The sequence below is a fragment of the Flavobacteriales bacterium genome, from assembly GCA_025210295.1.
GTDB lineage: Bacteria > Bacteroidota > Bacteroidia > Flavobacteriales_D > Parvicellaceae > S010-51.
On record JAOASC010000048.1, the window covers coordinates 310,914 to 337,136 of the forward strand.

Below are 26,223 nucleotides of genomic sequence, written 5' to 3' on the forward strand. Positions count from 1 at the left end.
TCCCATACTTAGGTATTTTCAATAGCTACCAACTGATCTATTCCTACTCCATAAATACCCGATAATGACCATTTAGAACCGTCATATTTTAATCCAATTCGGTAGAATTCTTCATTGACCTGTTTCTTTTGGGCTATAGAACTAAATGTTGAAAGAAGAGCTGTTACCAAAGTCATTCTAACTAAACCAACTCTTTTTTTCTTAAAGTGTGTATTGACTGCTGTATAATCACTTACGCTTTTAATTTGCTTCAATCCTTTAATTGCAGAAGCAAGACTTCTTTTAAGAATAGCATTATAGATTGTTGTTGCGATATTGCTTGCACTTATAGAACTACTAGAACTTGATGTATTACTACTTCCTGAACTAAGTAATAAACTTGTGTAAGTGTCGCTATCTATTGAAGTTGGAAGTCCTTTTGACAATAAAGCGTTTTGTGTTTCTGAACCAAAACTTCCATCAGCTCCATATTTAGGTAAAATAGACGTCCCATACTTTTTGATTAAGGCTTCTTGAAGATTTCTAACCAAACTCCCTGAACTTCCTTTTCGCAATGGAAAACTCCTGTTACTTGAAGAACTCGCATTATGATTACTTGGTGGTAATGCTGGAAGATTATTTGATGTAATTGCTTGAGTAAAATCTCTATTATTTTGTTCTCTTTTCTTCTTTTTTAAATAATAGACATAAGCCCCTGCTCCTAAAGTAACTACTCCCAGTCCTAAAAGGATATATTTTGTTTTCTTTTCCATTTTATTACGATTTCTGATTAATAATTGCTCTCCAATCCATTGACCAGTCTAGGTCTCCATCAAGATCAGCTTCTAAAGAAGTTCCGTATAAACTTTGGTAAGCATCTTTTGTATCTTCAAACTCTTGTTTAGTTTGAATCTCATTAAATACTGCCTTTATCGCCTCTTCATCTGTTCCAGGTATAAATCCCATATAATAAATGCTCATAGCATTGTATAATCTTATTGCCCAACCATGCGGATCATAAATCCTACCTCCTATAACATCTCTAGCTTTTTCAGGCTTGGATTGAAGAATAGCCAACATTTCATTGTATTCAGTAGTCTTTAATTCGTCCGTCATATCTTCTATGAGATTTCGTCCTTTATAAAGCCTCCTGTATTGAATTTGAATTTTGCCAAAATCTTCTTTTGATGGAACGGCTAACAATACTCGTCTGATTGCAGGTTCATCTGTTCCCCACCAACCGTCATTATCAAAAGCCATTTTTAATTGTTTTGCCCAAGTAGCATGATTACTTTCTCCAAAACTGTTACTCTCGGTATTATTAGCTATTGCATTCCTGATTTTATTACTAGCGAATTTTATAGCAATAAATGCTACCACTGAAATACCTAAAGCAATGGAAAACGAGACAATTGTTTTTCTTTGTCCTTCTGTCAAACTATTCCACCACGATTGTTGCTGTCTATCCAATACAATTTGAGTAGTGGGTGTTTGATTATTTTTCGATATGACCATCTCATTTTTCATTGCTTTTCTTTTCAGAATTTAATTGATGTCCATCATGGACTAGGAAACTCCTAAGTAATGTTTTGCAGCTTCTACCTTTGCTGGATCTGTTTTTACTAATTTTGCTAATGCAGTTATGGTATCTGCTGAAAGTTTACTAGCCAATACTGCTAGTCCATTGATTTTTTCGGTAGCTTCTTTTTTACTTCCCGAAATGCTGATTGAAAATTTATGCTTTTCCATTTTTCTTGATTTTTTGATTAATAATTGAAATAAACTCTTTTTGTAACCCGGGATATGCCGTGAATATTTCCCAGATTTTAACTGCCTTTTCTAATTCCTCCCCGTCATAATCTTGTTTTAGTTTTTTAAAGTGTAATTCGGCAGGTGTTTCTGGCTCTGCATGAACTTCAACTTCTGCTTCTTCAATACCTTGAACTGGAGCACCTCCATTTTTCATTGCTTGAAATTGCCCCATGAGTTGAATCCCGTCTTTTAGCAAATCTTTTATGTCTAGCTTTTTGTCATCTAGTTCTGCTTGAAGTGCTTTGAATTGTTTGAGCTTTTTATTTTTTCGTTTTAGCTCTTGTTGAAGCATCAATATTTTGTTGTTTTTTCTTTCGTTTTCTAATGCTTCTTTTACAATTTGGTCAACATCTTTTGAGGGTGTTCCTGATAAAGCACTATAATTTGTTTTGAAAACATGCTTATTGAAATTTGGAGATTTTCCAAAATACATTCTAACTTCAACTGTATTAGAGTTTCCAATGATGTAGCGTTTGTATTTATCAAAATTATTGGCTTCCGAATTAACTGGAACTACCATTTCTCCGTCAACAATAATACTATACCGCTTTTGCTTCCCTTGATCCTCAAAATCCTGAATAATGGTTTTTAATCGTTCAATTCTAACTGGGTCAAAGCCTTCGGTATATGTTGAACCTGTTGCTCTTCGCTTTATTTCTATGTCGTGATGTTCTTGTTCCATTTTTCTTATTTATTTGGTATAACTTGCAGTACAGTAGCATTTAGATAAGCCTTACTGTTTTGATTTATTAAAACCGTTTTTCCTCTGTGGATATATTGATGCTCATTTATGAATTTATCCGTACGATTAAGAATTCCTGCTTTTGAATAAGCTTTGAGAAAGTAAGGAGGCTTAATTAAAATGATAATTTCATTTGTCGCTTTTAACTCTACTTTCCTATGAGGTGGAATTTGAATTTTTCTGTACCGTAAAGTGTAACAATCTCCAACTCCTAATTCTTTCATAGTTATCCTTGCAAATTCTATGGCAGTTCCTTCAGTCATAATTCTAGTTTTAAATAGATTCTTAATTGATATTTTCTTTTTTGAGAGTAAATTCTATCTATATAATAGCCCTCAATAATGTTTGTATTGAGCTGAGCAGTTACACTTTGAAATTGTTCTTTTTTACCATGTAATTGGAATTGACTATTACTAAAAGAATTAAGCTCATTAATACTCGGTAAGCCTAAATTGTAGTTGTCTTTATAGGTGCTTATTTTGTGAGCATAAAACACATCTCGCTTTTCAGGTAGTCTTAACCAAAGCCAACCAATTTCTGATTCAAATTTGCCTTCCCAAGTTCTATCAAAAGGGTTAGCTGTAATTTTAATAGCTAGAATTTTCTTGGCATTACTAGGTAACTTTATTTGAAATTGTTGCTTAAATCCATTTCTCTCAATCTCTTCGATATGTACAATTTGTTTAATCATATTGAAGAGTTGTTTCGGCTTCAACTATACTGAAAGTGTATATGGAAACTCGATAAGGAGTAAATCTTGTGTTTGAATGATTTTGATCCTTGAAGTAAACTTCTAATCGCCCATTACCTGTAGGTACATTTCCAATGGAAATTGGTCTGTCATCTGGAGCAACATTTAATCCTGCCATTAACAACCTTGATTCAAAATTTTCAGGAAACAATTCTTTATCGTTTAATTGGATTTTTTGACTTCCTCTGTAAAACAGTAATTCGTCTCTATCGGAAGTAATCAGTATTCCCTGAACATATTTTGCATTTTTATCCAATTCAAATTCGCCTTTTACAGTTTGGTTGGGCTCTTCAATCTTAATGTCAAATCGCTCTTTTATGATATTGTGCTTATAAGTATTCATCTCTGGTTTTATTTAGCAATTAATAATTCTATTCCCATTTGAGAGCATCTATTCAGAGGGCTTGAAAAGATGCCCTTAGTGGGATGCAATGGTTAAGGAGTTGTTCCTGTTCCATCAAGTCCTACATATAGGTACTGATCTTGAGGGATGTTTAGTTGAGTACCAAGCTCAACAGTAAACTCAATCAATTCCTCATCTCTGATTAGCCTAGGATTATCGAGTTTGTAATACCCTAATGGAACGGTATGATCGTTATCCGTAGCAAATCTTCTGATCGATTGATTCTCTGGAATGATTTGTTTTCGGTTAGCTTTCAAACTGAACTCCCCATTGCAAATTGCAGGTACAGATTTCACGCTCTTAAAGTCGATTGCCTTTAAACCTTCTCGGCTGTCTGATTCAGGGTTTCTTCCTGTTAAAAGAAAGATTCCACTTACTAAGAAAACCATGTTTTTAGGCAACTTTGCGTTTGAAATGTTTCTCAATCCAACCTCTTTATCATCCTGTGGCTCGAACATTTTAATGGTCTTGCTAGTAATTAATTTGGTTGAATAAATGGTGTAGTCTGCTAATCTTACACCCCCTCTAAGTAGTTCTCCCTTTACGTGTTTGGGAACTTGCTTAAAGAATTTTTCCATTTCTGCTCTGGATCTTCTTGAACCGTGAACTTGACCTGTAATTTTTCTGATAAACATTGCTTTTTTTACTGGCGACATGTGTCTTGTCGCTTTTTCCAATTCACCAATACCAAACAATTCTCCTACATTGTTGTATTCGCTATTCATTAATTCATCTGTCATGACTTTTTATTTTTGTATCCGCCTATTACGGATGGGTTAATAATTACACACTGAGGGTGTTCTTTTTTATATGCTACTTAAATCAGGTTCTTCGATTAAATCAAAAGCAAAATCATCTTCTTCATAATCTGATGATGGTTCAGGCAAAACATCCGCATTCATTTCATACTTTAATGCTTCGTTTTGATTGTTTCTATCGAAAATTTCAAGGCTAGATAAATCAATAGCTCCAACTTGATTGTCTTCTAATTGATTGTTCTTTTTAATGACTTTATCCAAGTAGAATGCAGTAATTAATTCATCTTTAAACTGAACCAATCTCGATTTTGCTTTGGAGGTTTCTCCTGCCAAAGTAAAACCGCTTATGGCATTAGCTTCTGCTAAATTTTTATTAGAAATGGCTTTACCAATTCCGTAGGCAATGGTTGCTGAACCAGCAAGTCTTAGAATGCCTGTGTCTTCATCCATGTAATGACTACCTGCTATTAAAGCTAGTCCTATTGGGAGAGCGGCTCTACCTGCACTTGCTCCAATACCTGCACCAACCGTAGCTCCTACAAGTAAATCAACAAGTGTTTTAAGTCCTGTTCCTTTAAGATCGCCTTTGGTTTTCTGTGCCTTGTATTTAGCAAGTATCCCTTTAGATTTGTTATTTTTTTTCTTCTTCATCTTATTGAGATTTATTTGTTTAACATTTATACTAGAGCAATTCTATTTTCTTCATCTTGGATGCTCTAGCAACAGGAGACTTTCTTCTGGTTTTAGTTGTGAGTTTTTTTGTTGGGCTTCTTCGTTTCTTTTTCTTTCTCTTGGGTGCTCCAAGTGTTCCATCTATTCCTGATAAACTTTTCTTTTTCCTTTGGCTTTTTTTGTACAAAAGATAACCTCCGCCTACAACAGCTAAAGCAATTCCTCCACTAGCGACTGGATTCTTTTTAACCCAAGCCATTAGTCCTTTTTTTTCTGGTTTTGGTTCAGTTGAATCTTCGACAACACTTGTGTTAGTTGTATCTACAAATTGAGGTTGAGGATTAACTACCAATGGAATTGGTGTTGGTGTTGATGCAGATCTAGTTTGAATAATTGGAGTAGGAGTAGCCTGTTTATTTGAAAAGCTACTGATTAGGTTTTGAACACTAAACTTGCGTGTTTGCTCTTCTTGGTTATCTGTGTTGTCTTGAATAACCTCTTGTTGAGCTTGTGGTGAACCTTGTTTGAATAAGCTTCCTAGTTTTTTAATTAAAGAAGCTATGGTTGCTAAAACTCCAGTTGCCGAAGCAATGGCTGTTCCAGTAGCTACAACTCCCAAACCATTGATTCCATTTTCTACTTCTGAAAATTCATCATCAAACAGTTCATCTCCAAGAATGGTTCTTAATTCATCCTCATCAAAAACTGGAGTTATAATCTCTCCTAAACCATTTAAAACAACTCTACGGTCTCTGTTTCCTTTTCCAGATAGAATGGCTTTTTTAAGGTTTTCGGTTTTACCACCTGCTCCAAAGTATATTTTTTCTACTTTTTCACGAATACGTTTAAGTTGATTAAACTTGTTCATATCCATGTTGTTTTTTAGAGCTTCTGCATCTGACCAGTAAGCAAAACGTATTTTACTTGCTATTTTCATTAAGTTTAACTTCATACTTGCTAAAACTCCTGCCCTTAAAAGCGCGGTAGCAGGATTAACTCTATTTATGGCGTGAAGCCCTTTTTTTAATCCTTTTTTGATGTTGTTTATACTGACTTTTTTAGCAACACTTTTTACTTTCTTTTTTGCCTTTTTAAAAAAGCTTCTTAAACCTTCTAAATCTTGTGCTTCATCTACTATCATGCTTTGCACGTCCATTGGATAGTCGTTTTCTAAGAACTCATCTAGCTCTTCGAATTCATCAAAGTCATCTTCTTCGAATCCGTTTAAATATTGCAATTCCATATTGATATCTTTTTTTGCTGAATACGGCACTTCACGATTGAATTTGTGAACTACTGTATCCAAGATTATTATTCCATTATTTGTGTGTGCGATTGGGTAAACGTGCTCGAAATCGTGCGATCTATATTTGGTTAATCGGAATGAGAAAGGGATTTTCAAATTCGTTAAGATTGAACCAATAAATACACTCATACAATCACAGTCAATACCTGCTATTCTATCTTTCCAAGTTCGAGAGGGTCTTCTTACTTGTTCTTTGCCCATTTCATCTTTAGTGTATTGTAGATGGGTAAAGCAAAAGTTCCAGATGTTTTGGCAAGTGTCATATTCAGTTGAAGCTTCCAGCATTTGAGCAATAGAAAAAGTATCTTCAAGGGTTGTAGAAACAACTTCTTTCATCAAATGAATCGTGTCGTCTAAGTGTGCTACCTTTTTTACAATCACATTCTCTCCCTTAGGAATAGGAAACAAATGGTTGAATTGACTTCCGTTTTTGATATGTCTTTTGCCTGTTTTCATAGCTTATAATTGAATAGTTGTTTTGTCATCTAATGGGAAATCTCCTATAGATGTAAATGCGTGTGATAAAGTTTCAATTGATACTTGAACCTTTTGAGTAGAATCTCCACTTTGTAGTCTTGATAAAATATCTGGACTAATCGTTACGATACTGAGCCATGGAACTAGGATTGATGTTATAATATTCCCAGTTTCACTAAAAGCGTTAATACTTATTCTTCCTTTTGAATCTTTAATAGAATCTGGAATTTCAACATTTTGCATAGTACTACTTGCAACCAACTTATCGTTAATTAATAGTTTTACTAGGGGTGGAGTGATCTTTAAATTCGCTCTGCTTGGGTTTTTAATGTTGTAGTTTAAAGTCACATTAATTCCCTGAGCCGATATTAGACCTCTTTTTCCACTTACGCTCACTATTGCTTTGTTGCTTGCTCTGGAAAGAGATAATAAATACCTTCCTCCGAAAAATACCCCAATGCCCAATGCTATGTATTTAATTGCTTTCATTTTTTTTGCTGTTCAAGTGTTGTTTCTATTTTGTCTCACGCAGTTTTTTTAGTTTTTTTTTAACTGAATGAATATGTTCATTCAGCTTGTTTGAGATAATTTGAACTTTCTCTCCTAACTTGGTCACTTTCTTTGCTGTCTCTTTAAAGTCTCCGTGAAAATCTTTAATGAAATAGAGACAAACTGCTACAAGAAGTGAGTTGATAATCAGTAATGCTTCCATAATATTTGTTTTTTGATTTATTCAAATTTGAGAATGTTCTATCGGCTTCATTTTCAAATCAGTGTGATAGCGGTTGAAAAGGTGTGCTTTAGTGTGAAAAGGTGTGCCTAATTCAAGAATACTTGATTAAAATCATGCTCAATTCGCATTACATTTTTCCTTTCAAGCAGGTTATTCATCTTGCGTAAGTGATCTGACACTTCTTTACTCAATCCAATTTCTATTCGCTTTAGAATGGCTTCGAATATTTGTCTTAATTTGGTTTCACAGACCTTATGTTCTTTAGCCATTTCTGCAAATGATTTCTCTTTTACTATTCTTTGAAGGAGTAATTTGATCTGTATATCTCTCAATTCTCCCCATAATTCTGGATCACTCTTTATCCAAAGAGCCAGAAAGATGTTTATGTCTTTTTTATCAATTTTCATCTTACTTAGTTTTTATGATTAGTAAATAATTGCCCATTATGGGCTTATCGAAATTGATTGAGGTATCTAATTACATGATCGGGATTCACTTGCCAGTATTCACAGTATTCGTAAATACTTAATCTGTTTCCAGTCTTACCAAGTGAATCTCTTATCGTTAGATGTTCTTTTCGAGCGGCATTAATAGCACACCCATTTAGGATCTGAATATCCTTTGGAGTGATGTAAAAGCTATTTTTTAACTCGGTCATTTTCGATTCGTTTCTTCAAATGTCCGAAGCAAAAAATACGGAGACGACAACCTAAGGGGGGTGCGTGGGGGGTACACGTGGGTGCTTTTATCAGAAAAAAGACGAGAAATAAGCTTTAAATGTTAAAAATTGTTTCGTTTAGTCGATTAATTGAACCTTTTCATAATTGGGTGTACCATTTTAATAGAAACTACGTTATCTAGTAGGGACATATAAGTCTATGATTATTATGGGAATAACACATTATACACCAACTGAGTTATTAGAACTCTATCCTGATGCCAAAAAAATAGGTTGGACACCTACGAAAGTTGGTATGATGTTTAGAAGTGGCTTATTAGTTGGTTTTATAAGTGGTAAGCATAACTCAGCAATGATTTTAGAAGAAAGTTTTATTGAGTTAATGAAATATACTAACCGTGTTAACCGTAGTAGAGATATAAACCTTGGTTAAGTATAAACACTTAAAAAGATATATGGATCAAAATAACTATTTAGATGATATGTTGCTGGATTTCAGTAACAATTCAATACCTTTAGAGAATAAAGAACAACTATTAAAAATGGAACTCTTGACAATCGAGCAGATATTTGAACAGTTCCCAGAGATAAGAACTAAGTTCAATTGGACAAAAGAAGACCTAGAGATGTTACTGGATAGTAACCTGCTTTTAGGCAAAATAGAAAAAGAAGAAGTGTATATTTCTAAATTAAGCCTTAAACAGCTTATTGAGTATAGAAATAACGTAAAATAGTAATACCTAATTTTAAAAGAATTCAGTTTAGAAATAAGCTGGATTTTTTTATGCCCTATTTTCTCTGAAACCCTTATAAACTCCATCTCATCCCATAACCACCCCATAACGTGTTCATAACAACATCATGTCATCCCATAACCACTTCATAATGTGTTTATCTTACTTTTTTTAATTAAATTCGCTTGTTAAATTATATATGAACAAAAAACTAGAACATAAACTCAAAGATAATTCTATCAAACCAACAGCAATGCGTCTGTTGGTATTAAAGTTTTTAACTGAACAAAATAAGGCTGTTTCTCTTCAAGATATTGAATTAGCATTTGAAAGGGCAGATAAAAGCACTCTCTTTAGAACTTTAAAAACTTTTGAGAGTAATAAAATTATACATAGCATAGAAGATGGTACAGGTCACTTAAAATATGCTTTATGTTTAGAAGGGTGTAGTTGTTCTCCAATAGATTTACATTATCATTTTCATTGTAATATATGTAAAGAAACATTTTGTTTAACAGAACTAAATGTCCCAACTATCGAATTGCCTAAAAACTTTGAGATGCAACAAGCAAATATGGTAATTAAAGGTATTTGCGGAACTTGTAAATAAACTTTGCAACTCACTTGCATCACTTTATATATATATTTGTTATGTGAGATTTTTTACATTCATATTAGCTTTATATACTTTGGTGTTATCAATAATGCCTTGTGGGGATGATATGGTAGTTTCAAACAATAATGAATATTCTATTTCTCATGTAGAAGATAGCTCTCACAATCATGATTCTGAGAGTGAGGATAATTGTTCTCCTTTTTGTATTTGTCAATGTTGTGGTTCGCCTATCAACCTTCCTCTAAATGATTTAATTTCTTCAAATAAAAAAGCTGAAAATTCTAATTTATACCCTAATTATATTTTTAATTATTCTTTTGATTTCAAAGGAGGGGTATGGCATCCGCCAAGCATAGGTTAAACAAAATCAATGGATAAGTGCGTCTTGTCAATTTTAGTTTTCAAGTTTAATTTATAAAACACATCATTATGTTTGATAAAATAATAGCTTATTCCGTAAGGAATAAGTTTATGATAGGGCTATTTATGGCTGCCCTTACAATTTGGGGTATTTTCTCCATTCGTCAATTGCCAATTGATGCAGTTCCTGACATCACGAATAATCAGGTTCAAATAATCACTATTTCTCCAACTCTTGCCACACAAGAAATAGAGCAATTTATTACTACCCCTGTAGAGCTTGCTTTACAAAACTTACAACAAGTAGAAGAGATTAGATCAACCTCTAGGTTTGGGCTTTCAACTATTACTGTTGTGTTTGAGGAAGGCTATGATATTTATCTTGCTAGACAATTGGTTGGAGAAAGAATTAAAGCAGCCCAAGAAGCTATACCAAATGGACTTGGAGTACCTGAAATGACTCCAATTTCTACAGGGTTGGGCGAGATTTATCAGTATGTCATTAGACCAGAGGAAGGTTTTGAAGATAAATATTCCCCAATGAAACTAAGAACAATTCAAGACTGGATTGTAAAAAGACAACTTTTAGGTATTGAAGGTGTTGCTGAAATAAATTCAATGGGAGGTTATTTAAAGCAATACGAAGTTGCTATTAATCCTGACGTATTAAAATCTACTGGAATTAGTATTTCAGAGGTGTTTCTCGCTTTAGAAAAAAGTAATGAAAATACAGGAGGAGCATATATTGAAAAAAACTCTAATGCTTATTATATTAGATCAGAGGGTATTTCAAAGTCAAAGGAAGATATTGGTAATGTGGTAATCAAAAACAAAAGCAACATTCCAGTCCTTATTAAGGATATAGCAACCGTAAAATTTGGTAAAGCACCTAGATATGGAGCTTTAGTTAGAAATGGAGAAGAAGCTGTTGGAGGAAGAGTAATGATGTTTAAAGGAGCAAACTCGGCAGAGGTTACAGCTTTAGTAAAAGAACGAGTTATTCAAGTTCAAAAATCTTTACCTAAAGGAGTTGTGTTAGAACCTTACTTAGTTAGAGATAAGCTAGTTAAAACTGCAATCGGTACTGTTGAGAAAAACCTTATTGAAGGAGGGTTAATCGTAATATTTATTCTTGTTTTATTATTAGGTAATTGGAGAGCAGGTTTAATAGTTGCTTCTGTAATTCCTTTTGCTATGCTTTTTGCCGTATCAATGATGAATCTTTTAGGTATAAGTGCTAACCTTATGAGTTTAGGTGCTATTGACTTTGGGTTAATTGTAGATGGAGCTGTAATAATTGTAGAAGCTATTGTACATAGACTTCAAGTTAAACACGCAGGTAAAATGCTTACTCAAAATGAAATAAATAACGAAGTAATTTCTTCTTCTCAAAAAATTAGAAGTTCAGCTGCATTTGGAGAAATAATTATCTTGATGGTCTATATACCAATTTTAGCTTTAGTAGGAATTGAAGGTAAAATGTTTAAGCCAATGGCTCAAACGGTTATGTTGGCAATTGCAGGGGCTTTAATACTTTCATTAACCTACGTTCCAATGATGGCTGCTTTATTTTTAAATAAGAAAGTTTCTAATAAGAGAACAATAGCGGACAAAATTATAGACTTTTTCCAAAGAGGTTATACACCTGTTTTGAATAAAGCTTTAGCTTATAAAAAGATATTTGTAGGTACTACTGCTGTGTTATTTATTGTGAGTGCTTTTGCCTTTAGTAGAATGGGAGGAGAATTTATACCAACATTAGAGGAGGGAGATTTAGCCATGCAACAAATCTTACCTCCTGGTAGCTCATTGTCTCAAAGTATAGAAACATCAAAAATGATTCAGAAAAAATTATTAAAAGAATTTCCTGAGATAACTGAAATAGTTACCAATATAGGTAGTGCCGAAATTCCAACAGACCCAATGCCTGTTGAAATTGGAGATGCCACATTAATAATGAAGCCAAAAAAGGAATGGGTCACTGCTAAAAGTAGGCAAGGTATGTTTGAAAAAATAGAAGAGTCACTCGAAAACATACCCGGAGTTGGTTATGAATTTTCACAGCCTATCCAATTAAGGTTTAATGAATTAATGACTGGTACAAAAGCAGATATAGCAATTAAATTATTTGGAGAAGATTTAGACACTCTTTATTTAAAAGCGAAAGAAGCTGAAAACATTATTAACAAACTAAACGGAGTTGCTACTGTTAATGTTGAGCAAACCATAGGAATGCCACAAATTATGGTTACCTATAAATATGATAAAATGGCTCAATATGGACTTCATATTAAAGACGTAAACCAAGTAATAAGAACTGCTTTTGCAGGAGAAAAAGCAGGGGTTATTTATGAAGGAGAGAAAAGATTTGATTTAGTTTTAAGATTAGATGAACAGTTCAAAACGAACCAACAGGATGTCGAAAATTTGTTTGTATCACTAGAGAATGGAACACAAATACCTTTAATCAATGTTGCTGATATTAATTTGGTGAATGCACCAATGCAAATCTCCAGAGAAAATACGAAAAGAAGGATTGTTATTGGTGTAAATGTCGGAGATACAGATGTTGAAACGCTAGTTGAAAGCATTCAAAAAGAACTAAATGCTAAGTTAACATTGCCTGTTGGGTATTATTTTACTTATGGAGGACAATTTGAAAACCTTAAAGCAGCCAATGCTAGGTTATCTGTTGCCTTACCCATTGCTTTAGGTCTTATTTTTATTTTGTTGTATTTCACATTTAGTTCAATCTCACAAGCAGCATTAATATTCACAGCTATTCCTCTATCTGCAATCGGAGGTATTTGGGCATTAGAGTTAAGAGGAATGCCATTTAGTATTTCTGCAGGAATTGGTTTTATAGCTCTTTTTGGAGTAGCTGTATTAAATGGAATAGTTCTAATAGGATATTTTAATCAGTTAAAAAAGGAAGGTATGACAGATTTAAAAGAAAGAATATTAGTTGGAACAAAAGTAAGATTAAGACCTGTGTTAATGACTGCTGCTGTTGCTTCCCTTGGTTTTTTACCAATGGCAATATCCTCTTCAGGTGGTGCAGAAGTACAAAGACCACTTGCAACTGTTGTTATAGGAGGATTGTTGACAGCAACCTTTTTAACATTGGTTATTTTACCAATTTTATACTACTGGTTAGAAAGTTGGAATATCAAAAAAAATAAAATTTCAAAAACAGCTCTGCTGCTTGGTATAATATTTTTTGGTTTGACAAGTAATTCGTTTTCTCAAACACAATCTCTATCACTAGATAGTGCTATTAACATGGCAATGAAAAATCATCCTAATATAAAAGCTGCTAATTTAGAAATAGAGCGAAATGAAGCACTAAAAATGAAATATAGTTTAGGTAAAACAGATATTTCATACCAAGGAGATGGACTAGTTGATAAAGATTTTGGACAGCAAGTAAATCAAATTGGAATAGTACAAAACATTCCAAATCCAAGTGTTACAAAGTCAGCAAATAGACTTCAAGATGAATTAATAGAAAAAAGTAATCTTTCTAAACAAGTAGCGGAAAATGAGCTTAAATGGAAAGTGAAAAATTTGTATTATGAAATTCAGTATAAGCAAGAATTATCAACTTTATATTCTTCTTTGACAGAAACTTATTTAAAGAATTATAATAGAGCTAAAGTTAGAGTTGAGGCAGGAGAGACGAATCAAATAGAATTTCTTTCTCTTCGATCCAAATGGAATGAGTTTAATGTGCTTTTTAAACAGAATAAAATTGAACTTTCCTTATTGTATCAACAATTCCAATTGCTTTTGAATTCGAATACTTTAGTAACTGAAGTTGACTCTATCTATAAAGAAAACTACGTTCCAAATATGCCATTGGATTTAAACATTTATCTAAAAATAAATGACCAGAATAGTGCGATTGAGGAAGCAAAAATTAAAATATTAAAAGCAGATCTTAAACCCGATTTCAATATTGGATATGCAGCACAAAACTACTATTCTGGAGGTTGGTATAGTGGTGCTCAGGCAGGTGTTTCGTTTAATATTTTTAGAGGACAAACAAAACAAAAAATAGTAGCACAACAAATTCAAGCGAAAGTAATAAATGAACTTAATCAGAGTAAAAAGCTTGAATTGAAACAAAAAATAGCACAAGCAGAAGCATCTATAAATTTATACGAAGAAGGAGTTAAGATTTACAAAGAACAAATAGAGGTTATTAACCCTAAAATGATTCAAGTTGCTGAACTCAATTATGAGGCAGGTGAAATTTCTTATTTAGAATTATTAAACACTCTGCAATTAGTAGCTACTAATTACAGTAATTACTGGAATCAGATAATGTCATACAATAAAGCTGTGGCAGATTATCAACTAATTAATAATCAATAAAAATAATATCATGAAAATTAATATAAAATATATATCATCAATAATTTTATTTCTAGCGGCTCTTTTAGTTGCTTCTTGTAATAGTAAGCAAGAGGAAGGAGACGGACATAATCATGGTTCGCACGAGGAAAGCCATGGTGATGAAGACGGACATGATCATTCTGAATCTGAAAACAAACACTCAGAACATGGAGAAGGAGAATCAATCCACCTAACAGCAGATCAAATTAAAACCATTGGTTTGGAATTAGGTAGTTTCTCAACATTAAAAGTAAACGATTATATTAAGTCAACTGGGTCAATCGGTTTACCTCCAAACGGATATTCATCTGTTTCTGTTAAAGCAGAAGGGATTATTGAAGGAACAAAAAAATATGTAGAAGGAGATTACATCGAAAAAGGTGAGGTTATTGGCTATGTTGCTAGCACAAACTTTATTGTAATTCAGCAAGAGTATTTGGAAGCAAAAGCTGAGCTTAAACTAAAAGAGCTCGACTTAGAAAGACAACAATCATTAGTAAATGCAAATGCAGGTGTATCTAAAAGTTTACAAAATTCACAAGCTGAAGTAGAGATATTAAAAGCTCGTACTAGTGCTCTTGCTAAACAGTTAGAATATTTAGGTATTTCTGTTGACAAGCTAACTCATAATTCTTTAAGTGAAACTATACCGATCGTTGCTCCTATGAGCGGGTTTATATCGGCAATTAATCTACATAATGGGATGTACGCAGTTCCCTCTAATGTCTTTATGGAAATAATGTCTTCTGATTTTTTACATCTTGAATTAGATATTTTTGAAAAGGATATTGCTTCTGTTAAAATAGGTCAAAAACTTAGTTATACTGTGCCTGCACTTGGGGATACAATTTATTCTGGGGAAGTAAGTGTAATAGGCAAAGAGTTTGATATAGCTACTAAAACAGTTAGAGTGTATGGCAATTTAGATGGGCAAAAACCTACTTTCTTGAAAGACTTATTCATTAACGCTAAAATATGGTTAAACGATGCTAAAACAAATGCAGTTCCAGAAGGTGCTATAATAAAAGATGGTAATGACACTTTCATATATGCAGCTAAAGAAGAAGAAAAAGAAACCGAGTTCACAAAAATAAGGGTAATAGCAAGTGCAACAAACAATGGTTTTACTGCAGTAAAGTTATTAGAGAAAATACCTGAAGGTATGCAGATTGTAACTAAAGGAGCATATTATGTGAACGCACAATCTAAGGCAGGAGAATTAGAACATGAACATTAAAAAATAAACATTATGTACTTATTTATTTTTCTAATCATTTATTTCTTTTTAGTATTCTTTTTAAGGTCATATTTACTATGGAGAAAAACTAAAATTAATCCCTTTACATTCAGCAAAGGAGATGATGCTCATGGTTATAATGGAAAGATTTTTTCCTTTATATCAGTGATTGAGATAGTAGTTGTTGCCATTTATGCTTTCAATAATTCTTGGATGAATATTCTTTTACCATTTTGGTATTTGGAATACGAGATTCTAGTCATAATTGGGTGGGTATTGCTTTTTATTTCACTGATAGTTGTGTCAATTGCTCAAACTCAAATGGCTAATTCTTGGAGAATTGGTATTGATGAAAAAAATAAAACAGAACTGGTGACTAAAGGTTTTTTCTCCATGTCAAGAAATCCTATTTTTTTGGGAATTATGATAGCTAATATTGGGCTATTTTTGGTTTTGCCAAATGCATTTACACTTTTAATTATCTCATTATCTACGGTAAGTATTAATACTCAAATAAGATTAGAAGAAGCTTTTTTAGAAATGGAGCATGGCAAAGAATATAGCAATTATAAACAAAAAGTAAGAAGATGGATTTAGAAAATAACGAAGATTGTTGTTCAATAGAAGAAAAAATAAATAGCAATGATTCATCACATGCTAACCATGATGAAGAGGAACATTCACATGACAATGCTAACAAGAACTGGAAAGAATATTATCCAGCTTTTTTTAGTCTTATTATACTTTTAAGTGGTTTAATAATAGAACATCTTTTAAAATCTCCTTTTTTTGAGGGTTGGATAAAAATAGTTTGGTATGTCGCAGCTTATTTACCTGTTGGTTTACCTGTGCTAAAACACGCATTTATATCACTAAAAAAAGGGGAAGTATTCACAGAGTTTTTTTTAATGAGTATTGCAACTATTGGGGCTATGGCAATCGGAGAATATCCTGAAGGTGTAGCTGTTATGTTGTTTTATGCAATTGGAGAATTATTTCAATCGGCAGCAGTAAGTAGAGCTAAAAACAACATTAAAGCACTACTTGATGTACGACCTAAAATTGCTAATGTTTATAGAGATGGAAAGTATCAAGAAATAAATCCTGAAACTGTTGAGATTGATGAAGTAATTCAAATAAAAGTAGGAGAAAAAGTACCATTAGATAGTACATTAATTTCAGAAAAAGCAAGTGTAAACACTTCTGCATTAACAGGAGAAAGCAAGCCGCAGACCTTAATTAAGGGCGAGAAAATATTAGCAGGTTCTATTAACTTGGAAGGTGTTATTGAAGCTAAAGTAACCAAGCTATATAATGATAGTTCCATTTCTCGAATTTTAGAATTGGTACAAAATGCTACTTCACGTAAATCTAAAACAGAATTACTGATAAGAAAGTTAGCGAAGATTTACACTCCAATAGTGGTTTACTTAGCAATTGGGATATGTTTTATTCCTTACTTTTTTGTAGAAGAATATATTTTTAGTGAATGGTTATATCGTGCATTAATATTCTTGGTAATCTCCTGTCCGTGTGCATTAGTCATTTCTATTCCGTTAGGCTATTTTGGGGGATTAGGAGCAGCTTCTAAAAATGGAATATTATTTAAAGGTGCGACTTTTCTTGACCAACTTTCTAAAGTAAATACCCTTGTAATGGATAAAACAGGGACAGTTACAAAAGGTGTTTTTAAAATTAAAGCAATTAAGATATTTAATTCTATCTCTGAGGTTGATTTTATGAAACAATTAATGGCAATAGAATCAAAGTCAACACATCCTATTGCAAAAGCAATTATGGAATATGATAAAGATTCTCCTTTACTAGAAGTATCAGATATTAAAGAAATTGCTGGAAAAGGACTTACTGGAACTATTAAGGGTAAAATAATTGCTGTTGGTAATGGTAAATTAATGGAACAATTTAATATTTCTACACCCTCTGAAATAAATGATATTGTTGAGAGCATTGTCCTTGTTTCAATAGGAGGAGATTTTGCTGGCTATGTTACTATTGCTGACGAACTAAAAGAGGATGCTATGCAAAGTATTAGACAACTTAGAAGTGTTGGTATTAAAGAATTGATTATGCTCTCTGGTGATAAAGATTCCATTACGCAAGAGGTAGCTAAAGAATTAAATATTGACTATGCAAAAGGAGGTTTATTACCTGAAGATAAATTAAACGAGGTTGAGAACTTAAAAAAGGATGAATTCAAAATAGTTGCTTTTGTAGGAGATGGAATAAATGATGCCCCAGTTATTGCAGCAAGTGATGTTGGTATTGCAATGGGAGGTCTTGGAAGTGATGTAGCTATTGAGACTGCTGATGTCATTATTCAAACCGATCAACCTTCTAAAATTGCAACAGGAATTAACATTGGAAGAACTACACAAAAGATAATTTGGCAAAACATATTTTTGGCATTTGGTGTAAAAATTATTGTGCTTATTCTTGGAGCAGGAGGTTTAGCTACTATGTGGGAAGCTGTTTTTGCTGATGTTGGAGTTGCACTTTTAGCCATTCTTAACGCAATTAGATTACAGAGGATGAAGTGGTAGAAAATTAAAAAAAAATCTAGTCTTGATCTAACAAGACTAGATTTTTAATATTATTTATTCAGGTCTTTCATATTGACAGCACCCTGGCAATTCAGAATAAACTTCTTTATCAGCTCTATGTGAATCCGTATCATAACCAACACCTGCAATTTTAGCCTTTATTTTATCTTCATTCATTTTTTCAGGATTATAACTAACGGTAATCATTTTAGTTTCTCTATCCCAATCAGCATTACCAATACCATCTTGTCCATTTAATGAACCCTCAATCGTTTTTTCGCACATACCACAGTTTCCATATACTTTGAATTCTGCTTTAGTTAGAGAATCATTTGATTCTTGTGCATTTCCACAACTCATCAGCATTGATACTCCCAAAAATGCTGACATTACTAATTTTAACATTGTTTTTTTCATTTGTTTTGTATTTTATTATTAATGATTATGTCCAATCATAGGACTATTGTTTGTTTTTGTTTTGATTACTTTATTTTTAAAATTCTCATCTATTGTTTCTTTAACTGATCCACAAGTAAGCATTTCATCTCCAAAGTATGGATTCTTAATTTTAGATTCTTTACTCAGCCAATATGCTCCTTTATCATTTCCTGCCATTGGGCAAAATTGCACATAGAAAGTATCTTTTTCTACACCAAACGACTTAGTGGTTGATATTATAGTATTAGAAAGAGAACTGAATAAATTTCTTTGCTCTGAAATATCTGTAGCTTCAATTATACCATTTGTATTTTCAGTTATAGCTTTCATTTGAGCCATCCAAAAAACATGAGATTCTCCTTTAACTAGTTTCATATCTACTTTTTCTAAATTTTGTAACAATAGTTTTGAATTTTTGCTACTTTCTTTAACATTACTATTTACTAAAGCATTTTTGATGGATAAATAGTTTTCTAAAACTAATTCTAATTGAATTTTAAATTCAATTGGAGTAGCCGAAGTATAATCAGGTAAGCCTTCAGACTTATTTGATAATAAGCTTCGGTTCATCATACTCGATTGATTGTTTAATTGAGCTGACGCATCTATTACAAATGCTCCGTTAGTTACTACTTCATCTCCATTGTTTAAACCATCTAAAATAGTATAACTAGTTCCATTAGATTCTCCTAATGTTACTTCTCTAAATTCAAAAGAGGGTGTTGGTAAATCAGGTAATTTAACATAAACAACAGAGCGTTCTCCTGTCCATAAAACCGCAGACTTAGGAACTAAAATAGAAACATTATTACTACTGGTATTATTAATTGTTCCTTCTAGAAACATTTCTGGTTTTAGCAACTGATTTTGGTTGTTTATAGTAGTTCTAATAGTAGCTGTTCGAGTAGCTGGATTAATAACTGGATCTATAAAAACGATACTCGAAGTAAATATTTTATTTGGTATTGCAGGAGTATTAAAACTTATCTTATTACCTGTTTTTATCCCTCCTAAATCGGTTTCATAAACATCAAAAATTGCCCAAAGTTGATTCAAGTTTTGAATATCAAACAATACATCTCCTTCTTTTAAATAATCTCCAACAGAAACTTTCTTATTTAGAACTACTCCAGAAAATCCTGCATATATATTAAAGGATTCTATGACTTCTTTTGAGGTTATAATAGATTCAATTTGTTCCTCTGTTATTTTCCAAAACTTTAGCTTGTTGACAGTGGCTTCATATAGTTTTGGATTAGCATCTTTTACTTTATTGGCTTCTAACAATTCTTTTTGAGCAGTAATTAGTTTAGGAGAGTAGATAGAGGCTATCTTTTGTCCTTTATTCACTTTTTCGCCTGTATAGCTTATAAATAGCTTTTCGATTCTACCCGAAATATGAGAAACAATGCTAGCAGAATTTGTTTCATCTGATTTTATTTTTCCAGATAGTTTTAATCCTTTTGCATTAACATTTCCAGAACCAACTACGGTTGTTTGAATGTTAGCAATTTTAACAGCATCATCAGTCATTTCAAATACTAATGGATTTGAATTGTTATTTGCTTCTAATGGAATTAAATCCATTCCACATATTGGACAATCTCCTGCTTCAGGCTGACGAATTTGTGGATGCATAGAACACGTCCATATTTCCTCAGTTTTTGATTCTGAGGAGTTCTTTTCAGTGGTAGTTGAATCTTTTGTGGAACTTCCAAATATTAACCAGCCTAAAGCTAATCCTGCTCCTAATATTCCGATATATATGATATATTTTTTCATTGTTTTAGTATTTATAAAATTAGCATGGTTAAAGCCATTAAAATCATAATAGCGTTTTCGATAAATGTAGCTTCGGTCATTGGTAATTTTAAAGCAGTTCCTAAACAAGCACATCTAATTGCTTTTTTATCTAACAATGTTTTTGTTACTCCTATTGTAGTTATGCCAAGAATAATAAGAGTTACAATTAATGCAGTTTTAATTTCCAACCTCAATAAAAACATTAAACCTAAAGCTGTTTCTATAAATGGATAAACTGTTGCATAAATAGGAACTTTTTTTGCTAAAGGATCATACATTCTAAATGAATCAGGAAAGCCTTTTAGATCTAACATTTTAAAGAAACTAAATACGACATAGAATAATCCCATAAAATCTAGCATTACTTCTTGAATAGACCAATTTTTGTAATGGATTAGATTACTGGCAACCGTTATATAAAGAAGGATAAGTAATAAGGGTTTTAATTGTTGAAGTTTAGATTTTTCAGTCCCCATTTCAAAATCGGTTAATACTGTATTGTTTACCTTTTCTTCTATACTATATTTTTCAGGTAAAGAATCCTTTAAAATTGATAAAGAAATATGTTGGCTCATTGTTATTTCTGCTTCTCCTACTTCTAAGTTTACATCAACAGCTAGAACATTATCTATTGAACTAATGTATTTTTCGACTGACGCTTTACAGCCATTACAAGTCATCCCTGTGATTTTATATGTATGTTTCATTTTATTATACTTTTCAAATTAATATTAATGCCCATTATGGGCTTAAAATTTAGTAATTCGCTCTATATTAGCCTGAGCTATATTGGCTTTCAATTCAGCTTGATATATCCCTAAATCAAAATCTAATAGTTGATTTTGAACCATTAATAATTCCTCAAACCCCTTACCAGTTGAACTGTACTCTGATAATAGGACATCATAAGCCATTTGCATAGTGCTGGATTGATTTTGGTATAAACTATTTTCTAGTAATCCATTGTCATAATCAGCTTTATAATTAATTAGTAGACGTATCATTTTATCGGTAATTGTTTCTTTTTTTACTTCAAGTGATTGTTGAATTAGTTTTTCTTCTTCGATTTTTGCTTGGTACGATTTCCTATAAATAGGAATAGACAGCATAATTTTTGGAACAAGAATATCTCTGCCATTATTCACAGGATTTGCATCTGTCCTTCGACCAACCATACTATAATCTAACCCCAGTCCAATAGTAGGTTTATTCATGTTGCCATTAACAACAATGGAATTATTAGATTGCTCTATTTGATAATTAACTTGAGCTATTAGTGGATGATTGTTTTCAATCTTATTTTTGAAAGATGCTAGGTCATATTCTAAAACGGGAAGGGCTAAACTATCTACTATTTCTATTTTTGTACTTGTAGGTTGTTTAGTTAATTCATTAATATTAGATTCAAATACTAATTTTTGATTCTCAATTATAAGGAGTTGTTGCCTTAATGATTGAAGTTTAGTTTGAACTCTTAAAACATCTGCTAAAGTTGCTTGTCCACTTTCAACCTTTGCCAATGAAATTGCTTCTAAAGATTCAAAAAGCTTGATGTTATCCTTTATAATAGCTTGTTTCTGGTCTAAAAAGTATAATTGGTAATAGGCACTTTTTACTTGGTAAAACAAATCTAATTTTACAATTGATAGTTGTTCATACTTAGCTTTAGACATAGAAATAACAACCTCTTCCTTAGATTTTAAAGTACCAAACCAAGGAAACATTTGAGATGCACTAACCATCATCATTTGTGGTCCTAATCTAGTTTCAGGTCTAAGAGCAGGTACGCCAATCCCTAATTGTGGGTTGGGTAATTGATTCACCTGATTTTTCTTTTCTAATACTGATTGATATTCTAATTCAATAGACTTTAATTGCGTGTTGTTTTCTACAACCAATTGTAATAATGAGTCTAATGATTGAGCATTTAAAGGCTCAATCCGAAATACTAGAATAATGCAGAATAAGAATATGTATTTAACTGTTTTCATCCTATTTGTTTTTAGCTGATTCTTTTTGTGATTTATAAAGCCCCCATTTAAACCTAATTTCTTGCCACACGAAATAAAGTACAGGCACGGTAAACATGGTTATAATGTTTAATACCATCCCTCCAAATGAGGGAATAGCCATTGGTAGCATGATATCTGATCCTTTACCTGTGGAGGTCAAAATGGGAAGTAAAGCTAAAATAGTAGTTGCTGTAGTCATCATGGCTGGTTTTACTCTTCTTAACCCTCCCTCGACAACAGCATCTTTTATTTCGGCAATGGTTTTAGGTTTATTCGATTTAAAACTGTCTTTAAGGAAAGTAGCTACCAAAACTCCATCATCAGTGGCAATTCCAAAAAGAGCTAAAAACCCAACCCAAACCGCTACACTTAAATTAATATGTTGCACTTGAAATAAGTCTCTCATGTTTGTTCCAAACAAATCAAAATTCAAGAACCAATCTTGACCATACAACCAAATCATAATAAACCCTCCTGAAAAGGCAACAAATACACCAGAGAAAACGAATAATGATGTAATTACCGATTTAAACTGGAAGTAAAGAATCAAGAAAATTAGTACTAAAGCAATAGGAATAACTATGCCTAATCTTTTATTCGCTCTTACTTGTTGCTCATAGTTACCTGCAAACTTATAAGTAATACCAGTTGGGACATTTAATACTCCTTCACTTGTTTTTTTATCAAAATAAGCTTGAGCATCTTTAACTAATTCTACTTCGGAAAATCCATCTTCTTTGTCAAATAAAACATAACCAATTAAAAAGCCATCTTCACTTTTTATGGATTGAGGTCCTTGTTCGTACTTTATTTCAACTAAGTCTCCGAGAGGGACTTGTGTTCCAGTTGGTGTTGCGATAGATATAGCTTTAATTTTCTCAGGGTCATTTCTTAATTCTAAAGGATAACGTAATCTAATACCGTATCTTTCTCTTCCTTCAACAGTAGAACTCATTACCATACCGCCTATGGCGGTTTGTATTTGATTTTGAACCTCTACAACAGACAATCCATGCTTACTGATAATCTCTCTTTTAATATCCAACATCAAATATGGTTTCCCAACAATCCGTTCAGCAAATACAGCAGAAGATTTAACGCCTTTAACTTCCTTTAAAAACATTTCAAGTTCTAATCCGAATGCTTCAATGGTTTTTAAATCAGCTCCTTTTACTTTAATGCCCATAGGTGCTCTCATACCAGTCTGCAACATTACTAATCGAGTTTCTATTGGTTGCAATTTAGGTGCAGAAGTTAAAGAAGGTAATTTTGTTGCTTTTACAATTTCTGCCCATATATCATCTGGAGATTTAATATGTTCTCTCCATTGTCTGAAATAATTACCATTATTATCAGGAATTAAGTCTCCATTTTTATCCATCAAAAATACACCTTTGCCATCCACTTTAAAACGAACTCTGTGTCCGTCTTTATCCAATTTGTATTCCGATTTGTAAGAGATTATATTTTCATACATGCTCATAGGAGCAGGGTCTAAAGAACTTTCAATTCTACCAGCCTTTCCAACAACCATTTCAACTTCTGGTATTGATGAAACAGACATATCTAATAATCGAAGATTTACTTCATTCATCTCCATTCCAGAATGGGGCATTGATGTTGGCATCAACAAAAATGACCCTTCGTTTAATGAAGGCATAAATTCTTGTCCTGTATTCTTAAAAACAGAATAACCACCAATTAAAAGCATTATCAATAATCCAATGAAGACATATTTAACAGAGATTAAAAACCTTAAAATCTTTTCATAAAAATGTATTATCAAGTAGAAAAAACTAATAAGTAGTCCTATAATTAGTACGACAAAAATGAAGTTTGTTAATTCACTTTTTAACACTCCCAATGGCATCCATGTTTTTGCCAATAACCAAGCTACGAGTAGGGCATAAGTTATGTTTCTTGCATAATCAAATCTTAAAATCCATTGCTCTGATTTTTTATCTTTGTAATAACTGTTTATTATTCCTCCAACACCTACAACTAATCCAAAAAAACCAAAGAAAGAATAAGATGTAAATAGAAGAGCAATTGAAAACAACACTAACCCTCCGTTACTAAAATAACTTGATGTTTTTCCTTTGCTTTTAAATTTGAATAACTGGACAGCCAAAGCAGGAATCACAGTAATTGCTAGAATAATAGATGCAATTAGAGCAAACGATTTTGTATAAGCCAAAGGTCTAAATAGTTTTCCTTCTGAAGCTTCCATAGTAAAAACAGGCAAGAAACTTACAATAGTAGTAGCAACAGCTGTTATTACAGCAGAAGCAACATCTACAGTAGCAATATATATCGTTTTTTGAAGGGGTTGATCTTCAGGTGCAATCTTCATTTGGGTAATCATACTTTCGGTAAGTACAATTCCCATATCTACCATTGTTCCTACAGCAATTGCAATTCCTGAAAGTGCAACTATATTGGCATCAACACCAAAGTATCGCATCCCAATAAAACACATAAAAACAGCCACAGGCAAAGAGGCAGAAATAAGTAAAGAAGATTTTAAATTAAGTAGCATCAGGATGACTACAATAATTGTAATGAGTACTTCTAATGTTAAAGCTTCTTCTAGCGTGCCTATGGTTTCATTTATTAATTGAGTTCTATCGTAAAATGGGACAATAGTAATTTGAGAAACTGTTCCATCAGCTAATGTTTTACTCGGTAAACCTCCTTTTAGTTCTTCAATTTTCTTTTTGACATTATTAATAATTTCAAGAGGGTTTGCTCCGTATCTAGCAACAACAACACCACCCACAGCAGGAGCACCTCCTTTATCAAGTATTCCTCTTCTTGTTGCAGGACCAAGATGAACGACTGCAATATCCTTAATTCGAATGGGAACATTATCAGTTACTTTAACAACACTTTGTTCTATATCTTCAATGGATTTTACATAGCCTAACCCCCTCACAAAGTATTCAGCCATGTTAATTTCAAGCGTTTGAGCACCAATATCAAGGTTACTTTCTTTGGTCGCTTTCATTACTTGATTAAGCGTAATACCGTAAGCTTTCATTTTATCAGGATTAACATCTACTTGATATTCTTTTACAAATCCACCTATTGATGCAACTTCTGAAACACCTCCTGATGATTGCAAGGCATTCTTAACATAAAAATCCTGTATGGTTCGTAATTCTTGTAAATCCCAACCGCCTGTTGTATTACCGTCTTTATCTCTTCCTTCAAGCGTGTACCAATATATTTGACCTAGAGCAGTTGCGTCTGGACCAAGTGTAGGCTGAACTCCATCTGGAAGTAGATTGGCAGGTAAGGAGTTTAACTTTTCTAAAATTCGGCTTCGACTCCAATAGAACTCTACATCCTCATCAAAGATTAAGTAAACACTAGAAAATCCAAACATGGAATTACTTCTCACACTTTTTACACCCGGTATGCCGAGTAGGGAGGAAGTAAGCGGATAGGTAATTTGATCCTCTACATCTTGTGGAGAACGCCCCATCCATTTGGTAAACACAATTTGTTGATTTTCTCCAATATCTGGAATAGCATCAACAGCTACTGGATCTCTTGGTAACCAATCTGATTCAAAATTGAATGGAGCGATTACTAACCCCCAAATGACAAACAAACCTAGCAATAACCATGCTACAAGTTTGTTATCAAGAAAAAACTTGATAATATTATTTAACATCTTTAAATTATTTTTTTGATAAACACAGTTAGCCCTTGCACATAGCGTGAAGGGAAATCATCAAAAAAATAAA

Annotated in this window: 27 protein-coding genes; 8 read left to right on the forward strand and 19 right to left on the reverse strand. The window is 32.7% G+C overall.

Annotated features, from left to right (window positions below; all coding sequences use genetic code 11):
• Nucleotides 1-8: 8 nt before the first annotated feature.
• From N4A35_17640 to N4A35_17705, 14 genes are all read right to left on the reverse strand, one after another.
• Complete coding sequence (locus tag N4A35_17640) at nucleotides 9-752, reverse strand: hypothetical protein (GenBank protein MCT4583233.1); 744 nt, start codon at nucleotides 750-752, stop codon at nucleotides 9-11.
• 4 nt (nucleotides 753-756) lie between these two features.
• On the reverse strand, nucleotides 757-1,506 hold the full coding sequence (locus N4A35_17645) for an annexin (GenBank protein ID MCT4583234.1): 750 nt from the start codon (nucleotides 1,504-1,506) through the stop codon (nucleotides 757-759).
• Nucleotides 1,507-1,545: 39 nt separating this feature from the next.
• Nucleotides 1,546-1,728 (reverse strand): hypothetical protein, encoded by a 183-nt coding sequence (locus tag N4A35_17650; protein MCT4583235.1) that lies wholly within the window; start codon nucleotides 1,726-1,728, stop codon nucleotides 1,546-1,548.
• Entirely contained in the window at nucleotides 1,715-2,473 is a 759-nt protein-coding gene (locus N4A35_17655; GenBank protein ID MCT4583236.1) for a hypothetical protein, read from the reverse strand. The genes N4A35_17650 and N4A35_17655 overlap by 14 nt, the downstream gene beginning before the upstream one ends.
• A gap of 5 nt (nucleotides 2,474-2,478) precedes the next feature.
• Nucleotides 2,479-2,796 (reverse strand): hypothetical protein, encoded by a 318-nt coding sequence (locus N4A35_17660; GenBank protein MCT4583237.1) that lies wholly within the window; start codon nucleotides 2,794-2,796, stop codon nucleotides 2,479-2,481.
• The gene (locus N4A35_17665) at nucleotides 2,793-3,224 is read right to left on the reverse strand and encodes a hypothetical protein (GenBank protein ID MCT4583238.1); all 432 of its coding nucleotides are present in this window, start codon (nucleotides 3,222-3,224) and stop codon (nucleotides 2,793-2,795) included. Before N4A35_17665 ends, N4A35_17660 begins: the two co-directional genes overlap by 4 nt.
• The gene (locus N4A35_17670; protein ID MCT4583239.1) at nucleotides 3,217-3,627 is read right to left on the reverse strand and encodes a hypothetical protein; all 411 of its coding nucleotides are present in this window, start codon (nucleotides 3,625-3,627) and stop codon (nucleotides 3,217-3,219) included. The genes N4A35_17665 and N4A35_17670 overlap by 8 nt, the downstream gene beginning before the upstream one ends.
• 92 nt (nucleotides 3,628-3,719) lie before the next feature.
• Nucleotides 3,720-4,427, reverse strand: coding sequence for a hypothetical protein (locus N4A35_17675; GenBank protein MCT4583240.1), 708 nt, complete (start codon nucleotides 4,425-4,427; stop codon nucleotides 3,720-3,722).
• A 66-nt stretch (nucleotides 4,428-4,493) separates the two neighbouring features.
• Nucleotides 4,494-5,096 (reverse strand): hypothetical protein, encoded by a 603-nt coding sequence (locus tag N4A35_17680; GenBank protein ID MCT4583241.1) that lies wholly within the window; start codon nucleotides 5,094-5,096, stop codon nucleotides 4,494-4,496.
• Nucleotides 5,097-5,127: 31 nt separating this feature from the next.
• A complete protein-coding gene (locus N4A35_17685; protein ID MCT4583242.1) occupies nucleotides 5,128-6,879 on the reverse strand; it encodes a hypothetical protein in 1,752 nt (583 codons plus the stop codon).
• 3 nt (nucleotides 6,880-6,882) lie between these two features.
• The gene (locus N4A35_17690; GenBank protein ID MCT4583243.1) at nucleotides 6,883-7,389 is read right to left on the reverse strand and encodes a hypothetical protein; all 507 of its coding nucleotides are present in this window, start codon (nucleotides 7,387-7,389) and stop codon (nucleotides 6,883-6,885) included.
• A 25-nt stretch (nucleotides 7,390-7,414) separates the two neighbouring features.
• Entirely contained in the window at nucleotides 7,415-7,612 is a 198-nt protein-coding gene (locus N4A35_17695) for a hypothetical protein (protein MCT4583244.1), read from the reverse strand.
• A gap of 107 nt (nucleotides 7,613-7,719) precedes the next feature.
• Nucleotides 7,720-8,040: a hypothetical protein gene (locus tag N4A35_17700; protein MCT4583245.1), complete on the reverse strand. Its 321-nt coding sequence runs from the start codon at nucleotides 8,038-8,040 to the stop codon at nucleotides 7,720-7,722.
• A gap of 44 nt (nucleotides 8,041-8,084) precedes the next feature.
• Nucleotides 8,085-8,291, reverse strand: a complete 207-nt coding sequence (locus N4A35_17705; GenBank protein MCT4583246.1) for a hypothetical protein — start codon at nucleotides 8,289-8,291, stop codon at nucleotides 8,085-8,087.
• A gap of 229 nt (nucleotides 8,292-8,520) precedes the next feature.
• On the opposite strand from N4A35_17705, the gene N4A35_17710 reads away from it, so the two are divergent.
• The 8 genes from N4A35_17710 to N4A35_17745 all read left to right on the forward strand — a co-directional run bounded on the left by N4A35_17710 (nucleotide 8,521) and on the right by N4A35_17745 (nucleotide 18,218).
• Nucleotides 8,521-8,745, forward strand: a complete 225-nt coding sequence (locus tag N4A35_17710) for a hypothetical protein (protein MCT4583247.1) — start codon at nucleotides 8,521-8,523, stop codon at nucleotides 8,743-8,745.
• Between the two features lie 22 nt (nucleotides 8,746-8,767).
• Complete coding sequence (locus N4A35_17715; GenBank protein MCT4583248.1) at nucleotides 8,768-9,046, forward strand: hypothetical protein; 279 nt, start codon at nucleotides 8,768-8,770, stop codon at nucleotides 9,044-9,046.
• A gap of 199 nt (nucleotides 9,047-9,245) precedes the next feature.
• On the forward strand, nucleotides 9,246-9,656 hold the full coding sequence (locus N4A35_17720; GenBank protein ID MCT4583249.1) for a transcriptional repressor: 411 nt from the start codon (nucleotides 9,246-9,248) through the stop codon (nucleotides 9,654-9,656).
• 79 nt (nucleotides 9,657-9,735) lie between these two features.
• On the forward strand, nucleotides 9,736-10,023 hold the full coding sequence (locus tag N4A35_17725; GenBank protein MCT4583250.1) for a hypothetical protein: 288 nt from the start codon (nucleotides 9,736-9,738) through the stop codon (nucleotides 10,021-10,023).
• A 68-nt stretch (nucleotides 10,024-10,091) separates the two neighbouring features.
• A complete protein-coding gene (locus N4A35_17730) occupies nucleotides 10,092-14,399 on the forward strand; it encodes a CusA/CzcA family heavy metal efflux RND transporter (protein ID MCT4583251.1) in 4,308 nt (1,435 codons plus the stop codon).
• A gap of 10 nt (nucleotides 14,400-14,409) precedes the next feature.
• Complete coding sequence (locus tag N4A35_17735) at nucleotides 14,410-15,657, forward strand: efflux RND transporter periplasmic adaptor subunit (GenBank protein ID MCT4583252.1); 1,248 nt, start codon at nucleotides 14,410-14,412, stop codon at nucleotides 15,655-15,657.
• Nucleotides 15,658-15,669: 12 nt separating this feature from the next.
• Entirely contained in the window at nucleotides 15,670-16,254 is a 585-nt protein-coding gene (locus N4A35_17740) for an isoprenylcysteine carboxylmethyltransferase family protein (GenBank protein MCT4583253.1), read from the forward strand.
• The gene (locus tag N4A35_17745) at nucleotides 16,245-18,218 is read left to right on the forward strand and encodes a heavy metal translocating P-type ATPase (GenBank protein ID MCT4583254.1); all 1,974 of its coding nucleotides are present in this window, start codon (nucleotides 16,245-16,247) and stop codon (nucleotides 18,216-18,218) included. The genes N4A35_17740 and N4A35_17745 overlap by 10 nt, the downstream gene beginning before the upstream one ends.
• A 54-nt stretch (nucleotides 18,219-18,272) precedes the next feature.
• On the opposite strand, the gene N4A35_17750 is transcribed toward N4A35_17745, so the two are convergent.
• From N4A35_17750 to N4A35_17770, 5 genes are read right to left on the reverse strand one after another with little or no spacing between them, the layout of a single operon-like run.
• Nucleotides 18,273-18,635, reverse strand: coding sequence for a cation transporter (locus tag N4A35_17750; GenBank protein MCT4583255.1), 363 nt, complete (start codon nucleotides 18,633-18,635; stop codon nucleotides 18,273-18,275).
• An 18-nt stretch (nucleotides 18,636-18,653) separates the two neighbouring features.
• The gene (locus tag N4A35_17755; protein MCT4583256.1) at nucleotides 18,654-20,438 is read right to left on the reverse strand and encodes an efflux RND transporter periplasmic adaptor subunit; all 1,785 of its coding nucleotides are present in this window, start codon (nucleotides 20,436-20,438) and stop codon (nucleotides 18,654-18,656) included.
• 11 nt (nucleotides 20,439-20,449) lie between these two features.
• A complete protein-coding gene (locus N4A35_17760; GenBank protein ID MCT4583257.1) occupies nucleotides 20,450-21,166 on the reverse strand; it encodes a heavy-metal-associated domain-containing protein in 717 nt (238 codons plus the stop codon).
• 42 nt (nucleotides 21,167-21,208) lie between these two features.
• Nucleotides 21,209-22,450: a TolC family protein gene (locus tag N4A35_17765; protein ID MCT4583258.1), complete on the reverse strand. Its 1,242-nt coding sequence runs from the start codon at nucleotides 22,448-22,450 to the stop codon at nucleotides 21,209-21,211.
• A gap of 1 nt (nucleotide 22,451) precedes the next feature.
• Complete coding sequence (locus N4A35_17770) at nucleotides 22,452-26,150, reverse strand: efflux RND transporter permease subunit (protein MCT4583259.1); 3,699 nt, start codon at nucleotides 26,148-26,150, stop codon at nucleotides 22,452-22,454.
• Nucleotides 26,151-26,223 lie beyond the last annotated feature (73 nt).

Bases quoted from the DNA above. Each gene is read 5' to 3' on its own strand.
- N4A35_17640 (MCT4583233.1), bottom strand. From the start codon at position 752: ATGGAAAAGAAAACAAAATATATCCTTTTAGGACTGGGAGTAGTTACT.
- N4A35_17645 (MCT4583234.1), bottom strand. From the start codon at position 1,506: ATGAAAAATGAGATGGTCATATCGAAAAATAATCAAACACCCACTACT.
- N4A35_17650 (MCT4583235.1), bottom strand. From the start codon at position 1,728: ATGGAAAAGCATAAATTTTCAATCAGCATTTCGGGAAGTAAAAAAGAA.
- N4A35_17655 (MCT4583236.1), bottom strand. From the start codon at position 2,473: ATGGAACAAGAACATCACGACATAGAAATAAAGCGAAGAGCAACAGGT.
- N4A35_17660 (MCT4583237.1), bottom strand. From the start codon at position 2,796: ATGACTGAAGGAACTGCCATAGAATTTGCAAGGATAACTATGAAAGAA.
- N4A35_17665 (MCT4583238.1), bottom strand. From the start codon at position 3,224: ATGATTAAACAAATTGTACATATCGAAGAGATTGAGAGAAATGGATTT.
- N4A35_17670 (MCT4583239.1), bottom strand. From the start codon at position 3,627: ATGAATACTTATAAGCACAATATCATAAAAGAGCGATTTGACATTAAG.
- N4A35_17675 (MCT4583240.1), bottom strand. From the start codon at position 4,427: ATGACAGATGAATTAATGAATAGCGAATACAACAATGTAGGAGAATTG.
- N4A35_17680 (MCT4583241.1), bottom strand. From the start codon at position 5,096: ATGAAGAAGAAAAAAAATAACAAATCTAAAGGGATACTTGCTAAATAC.
- N4A35_17685 (MCT4583242.1), bottom strand. From the start codon at position 6,879: ATGAAAACAGGCAAAAGACATATCAAAAACGGAAGTCAATTCAACCAT.
- N4A35_17690 (MCT4583243.1), bottom strand. From the start codon at position 7,389: ATGAAAGCAATTAAATACATAGCATTGGGCATTGGGGTATTTTTCGGA.
- N4A35_17695 (MCT4583244.1), bottom strand. From the start codon at position 7,612: ATGGAAGCATTACTGATTATCAACTCACTTCTTGTAGCAGTTTGTCTC.
- N4A35_17700 (MCT4583245.1), bottom strand. From the start codon at position 8,040: ATGAAAATTGATAAAAAAGACATAAACATCTTTCTGGCTCTTTGGATA.
- N4A35_17705 (MCT4583246.1), bottom strand. From the start codon at position 8,291: ATGACCGAGTTAAAAAATAGCTTTTACATCACTCCAAAGGATATTCAG.
- N4A35_17710 (MCT4583247.1), top strand. From the start codon at position 8,521: ATGGGAATAACACATTATACACCAACTGAGTTATTAGAACTCTATCCT.
- N4A35_17715 (MCT4583248.1), top strand. From the start codon at position 8,768: ATGGATCAAAATAACTATTTAGATGATATGTTGCTGGATTTCAGTAAC.
- N4A35_17720 (MCT4583249.1), top strand. From the start codon at position 9,246: ATGAACAAAAAACTAGAACATAAACTCAAAGATAATTCTATCAAACCA.
- N4A35_17730 (MCT4583251.1), top strand. From the start codon at position 10,092: ATGTTTGATAAAATAATAGCTTATTCCGTAAGGAATAAGTTTATGATA.
- N4A35_17735 (MCT4583252.1), top strand. From the start codon at position 14,410: ATGAAAATTAATATAAAATATATATCATCAATAATTTTATTTCTAGCG.
- N4A35_17740 (MCT4583253.1), top strand. From the start codon at position 15,670: ATGTACTTATTTATTTTTCTAATCATTTATTTCTTTTTAGTATTCTTT.
- N4A35_17745 (MCT4583254.1), top strand. From the start codon at position 16,245: ATGGATTTAGAAAATAACGAAGATTGTTGTTCAATAGAAGAAAAAATA.
- N4A35_17750 (MCT4583255.1), bottom strand. From the start codon at position 18,635: ATGAAAAAAACAATGTTAAAATTAGTAATGTCAGCATTTTTGGGAGTA.
- N4A35_17755 (MCT4583256.1), bottom strand. From the start codon at position 20,438: ATGAAAAAATATATCATATATATCGGAATATTAGGAGCAGGATTAGCT.
- N4A35_17760 (MCT4583257.1), bottom strand. From the start codon at position 21,166: ATGAAACATACATATAAAATCACAGGGATGACTTGTAATGGCTGTAAA.
- N4A35_17765 (MCT4583258.1), bottom strand. From the start codon at position 22,450: ATGAAAACAGTTAAATACATATTCTTATTCTGCATTATTCTAGTATTT.
- N4A35_17770 (MCT4583259.1), bottom strand. From the start codon at position 26,150: ATGTTAAATAATATTATCAAGTTTTTTCTTGATAACAAACTTGTAGCA.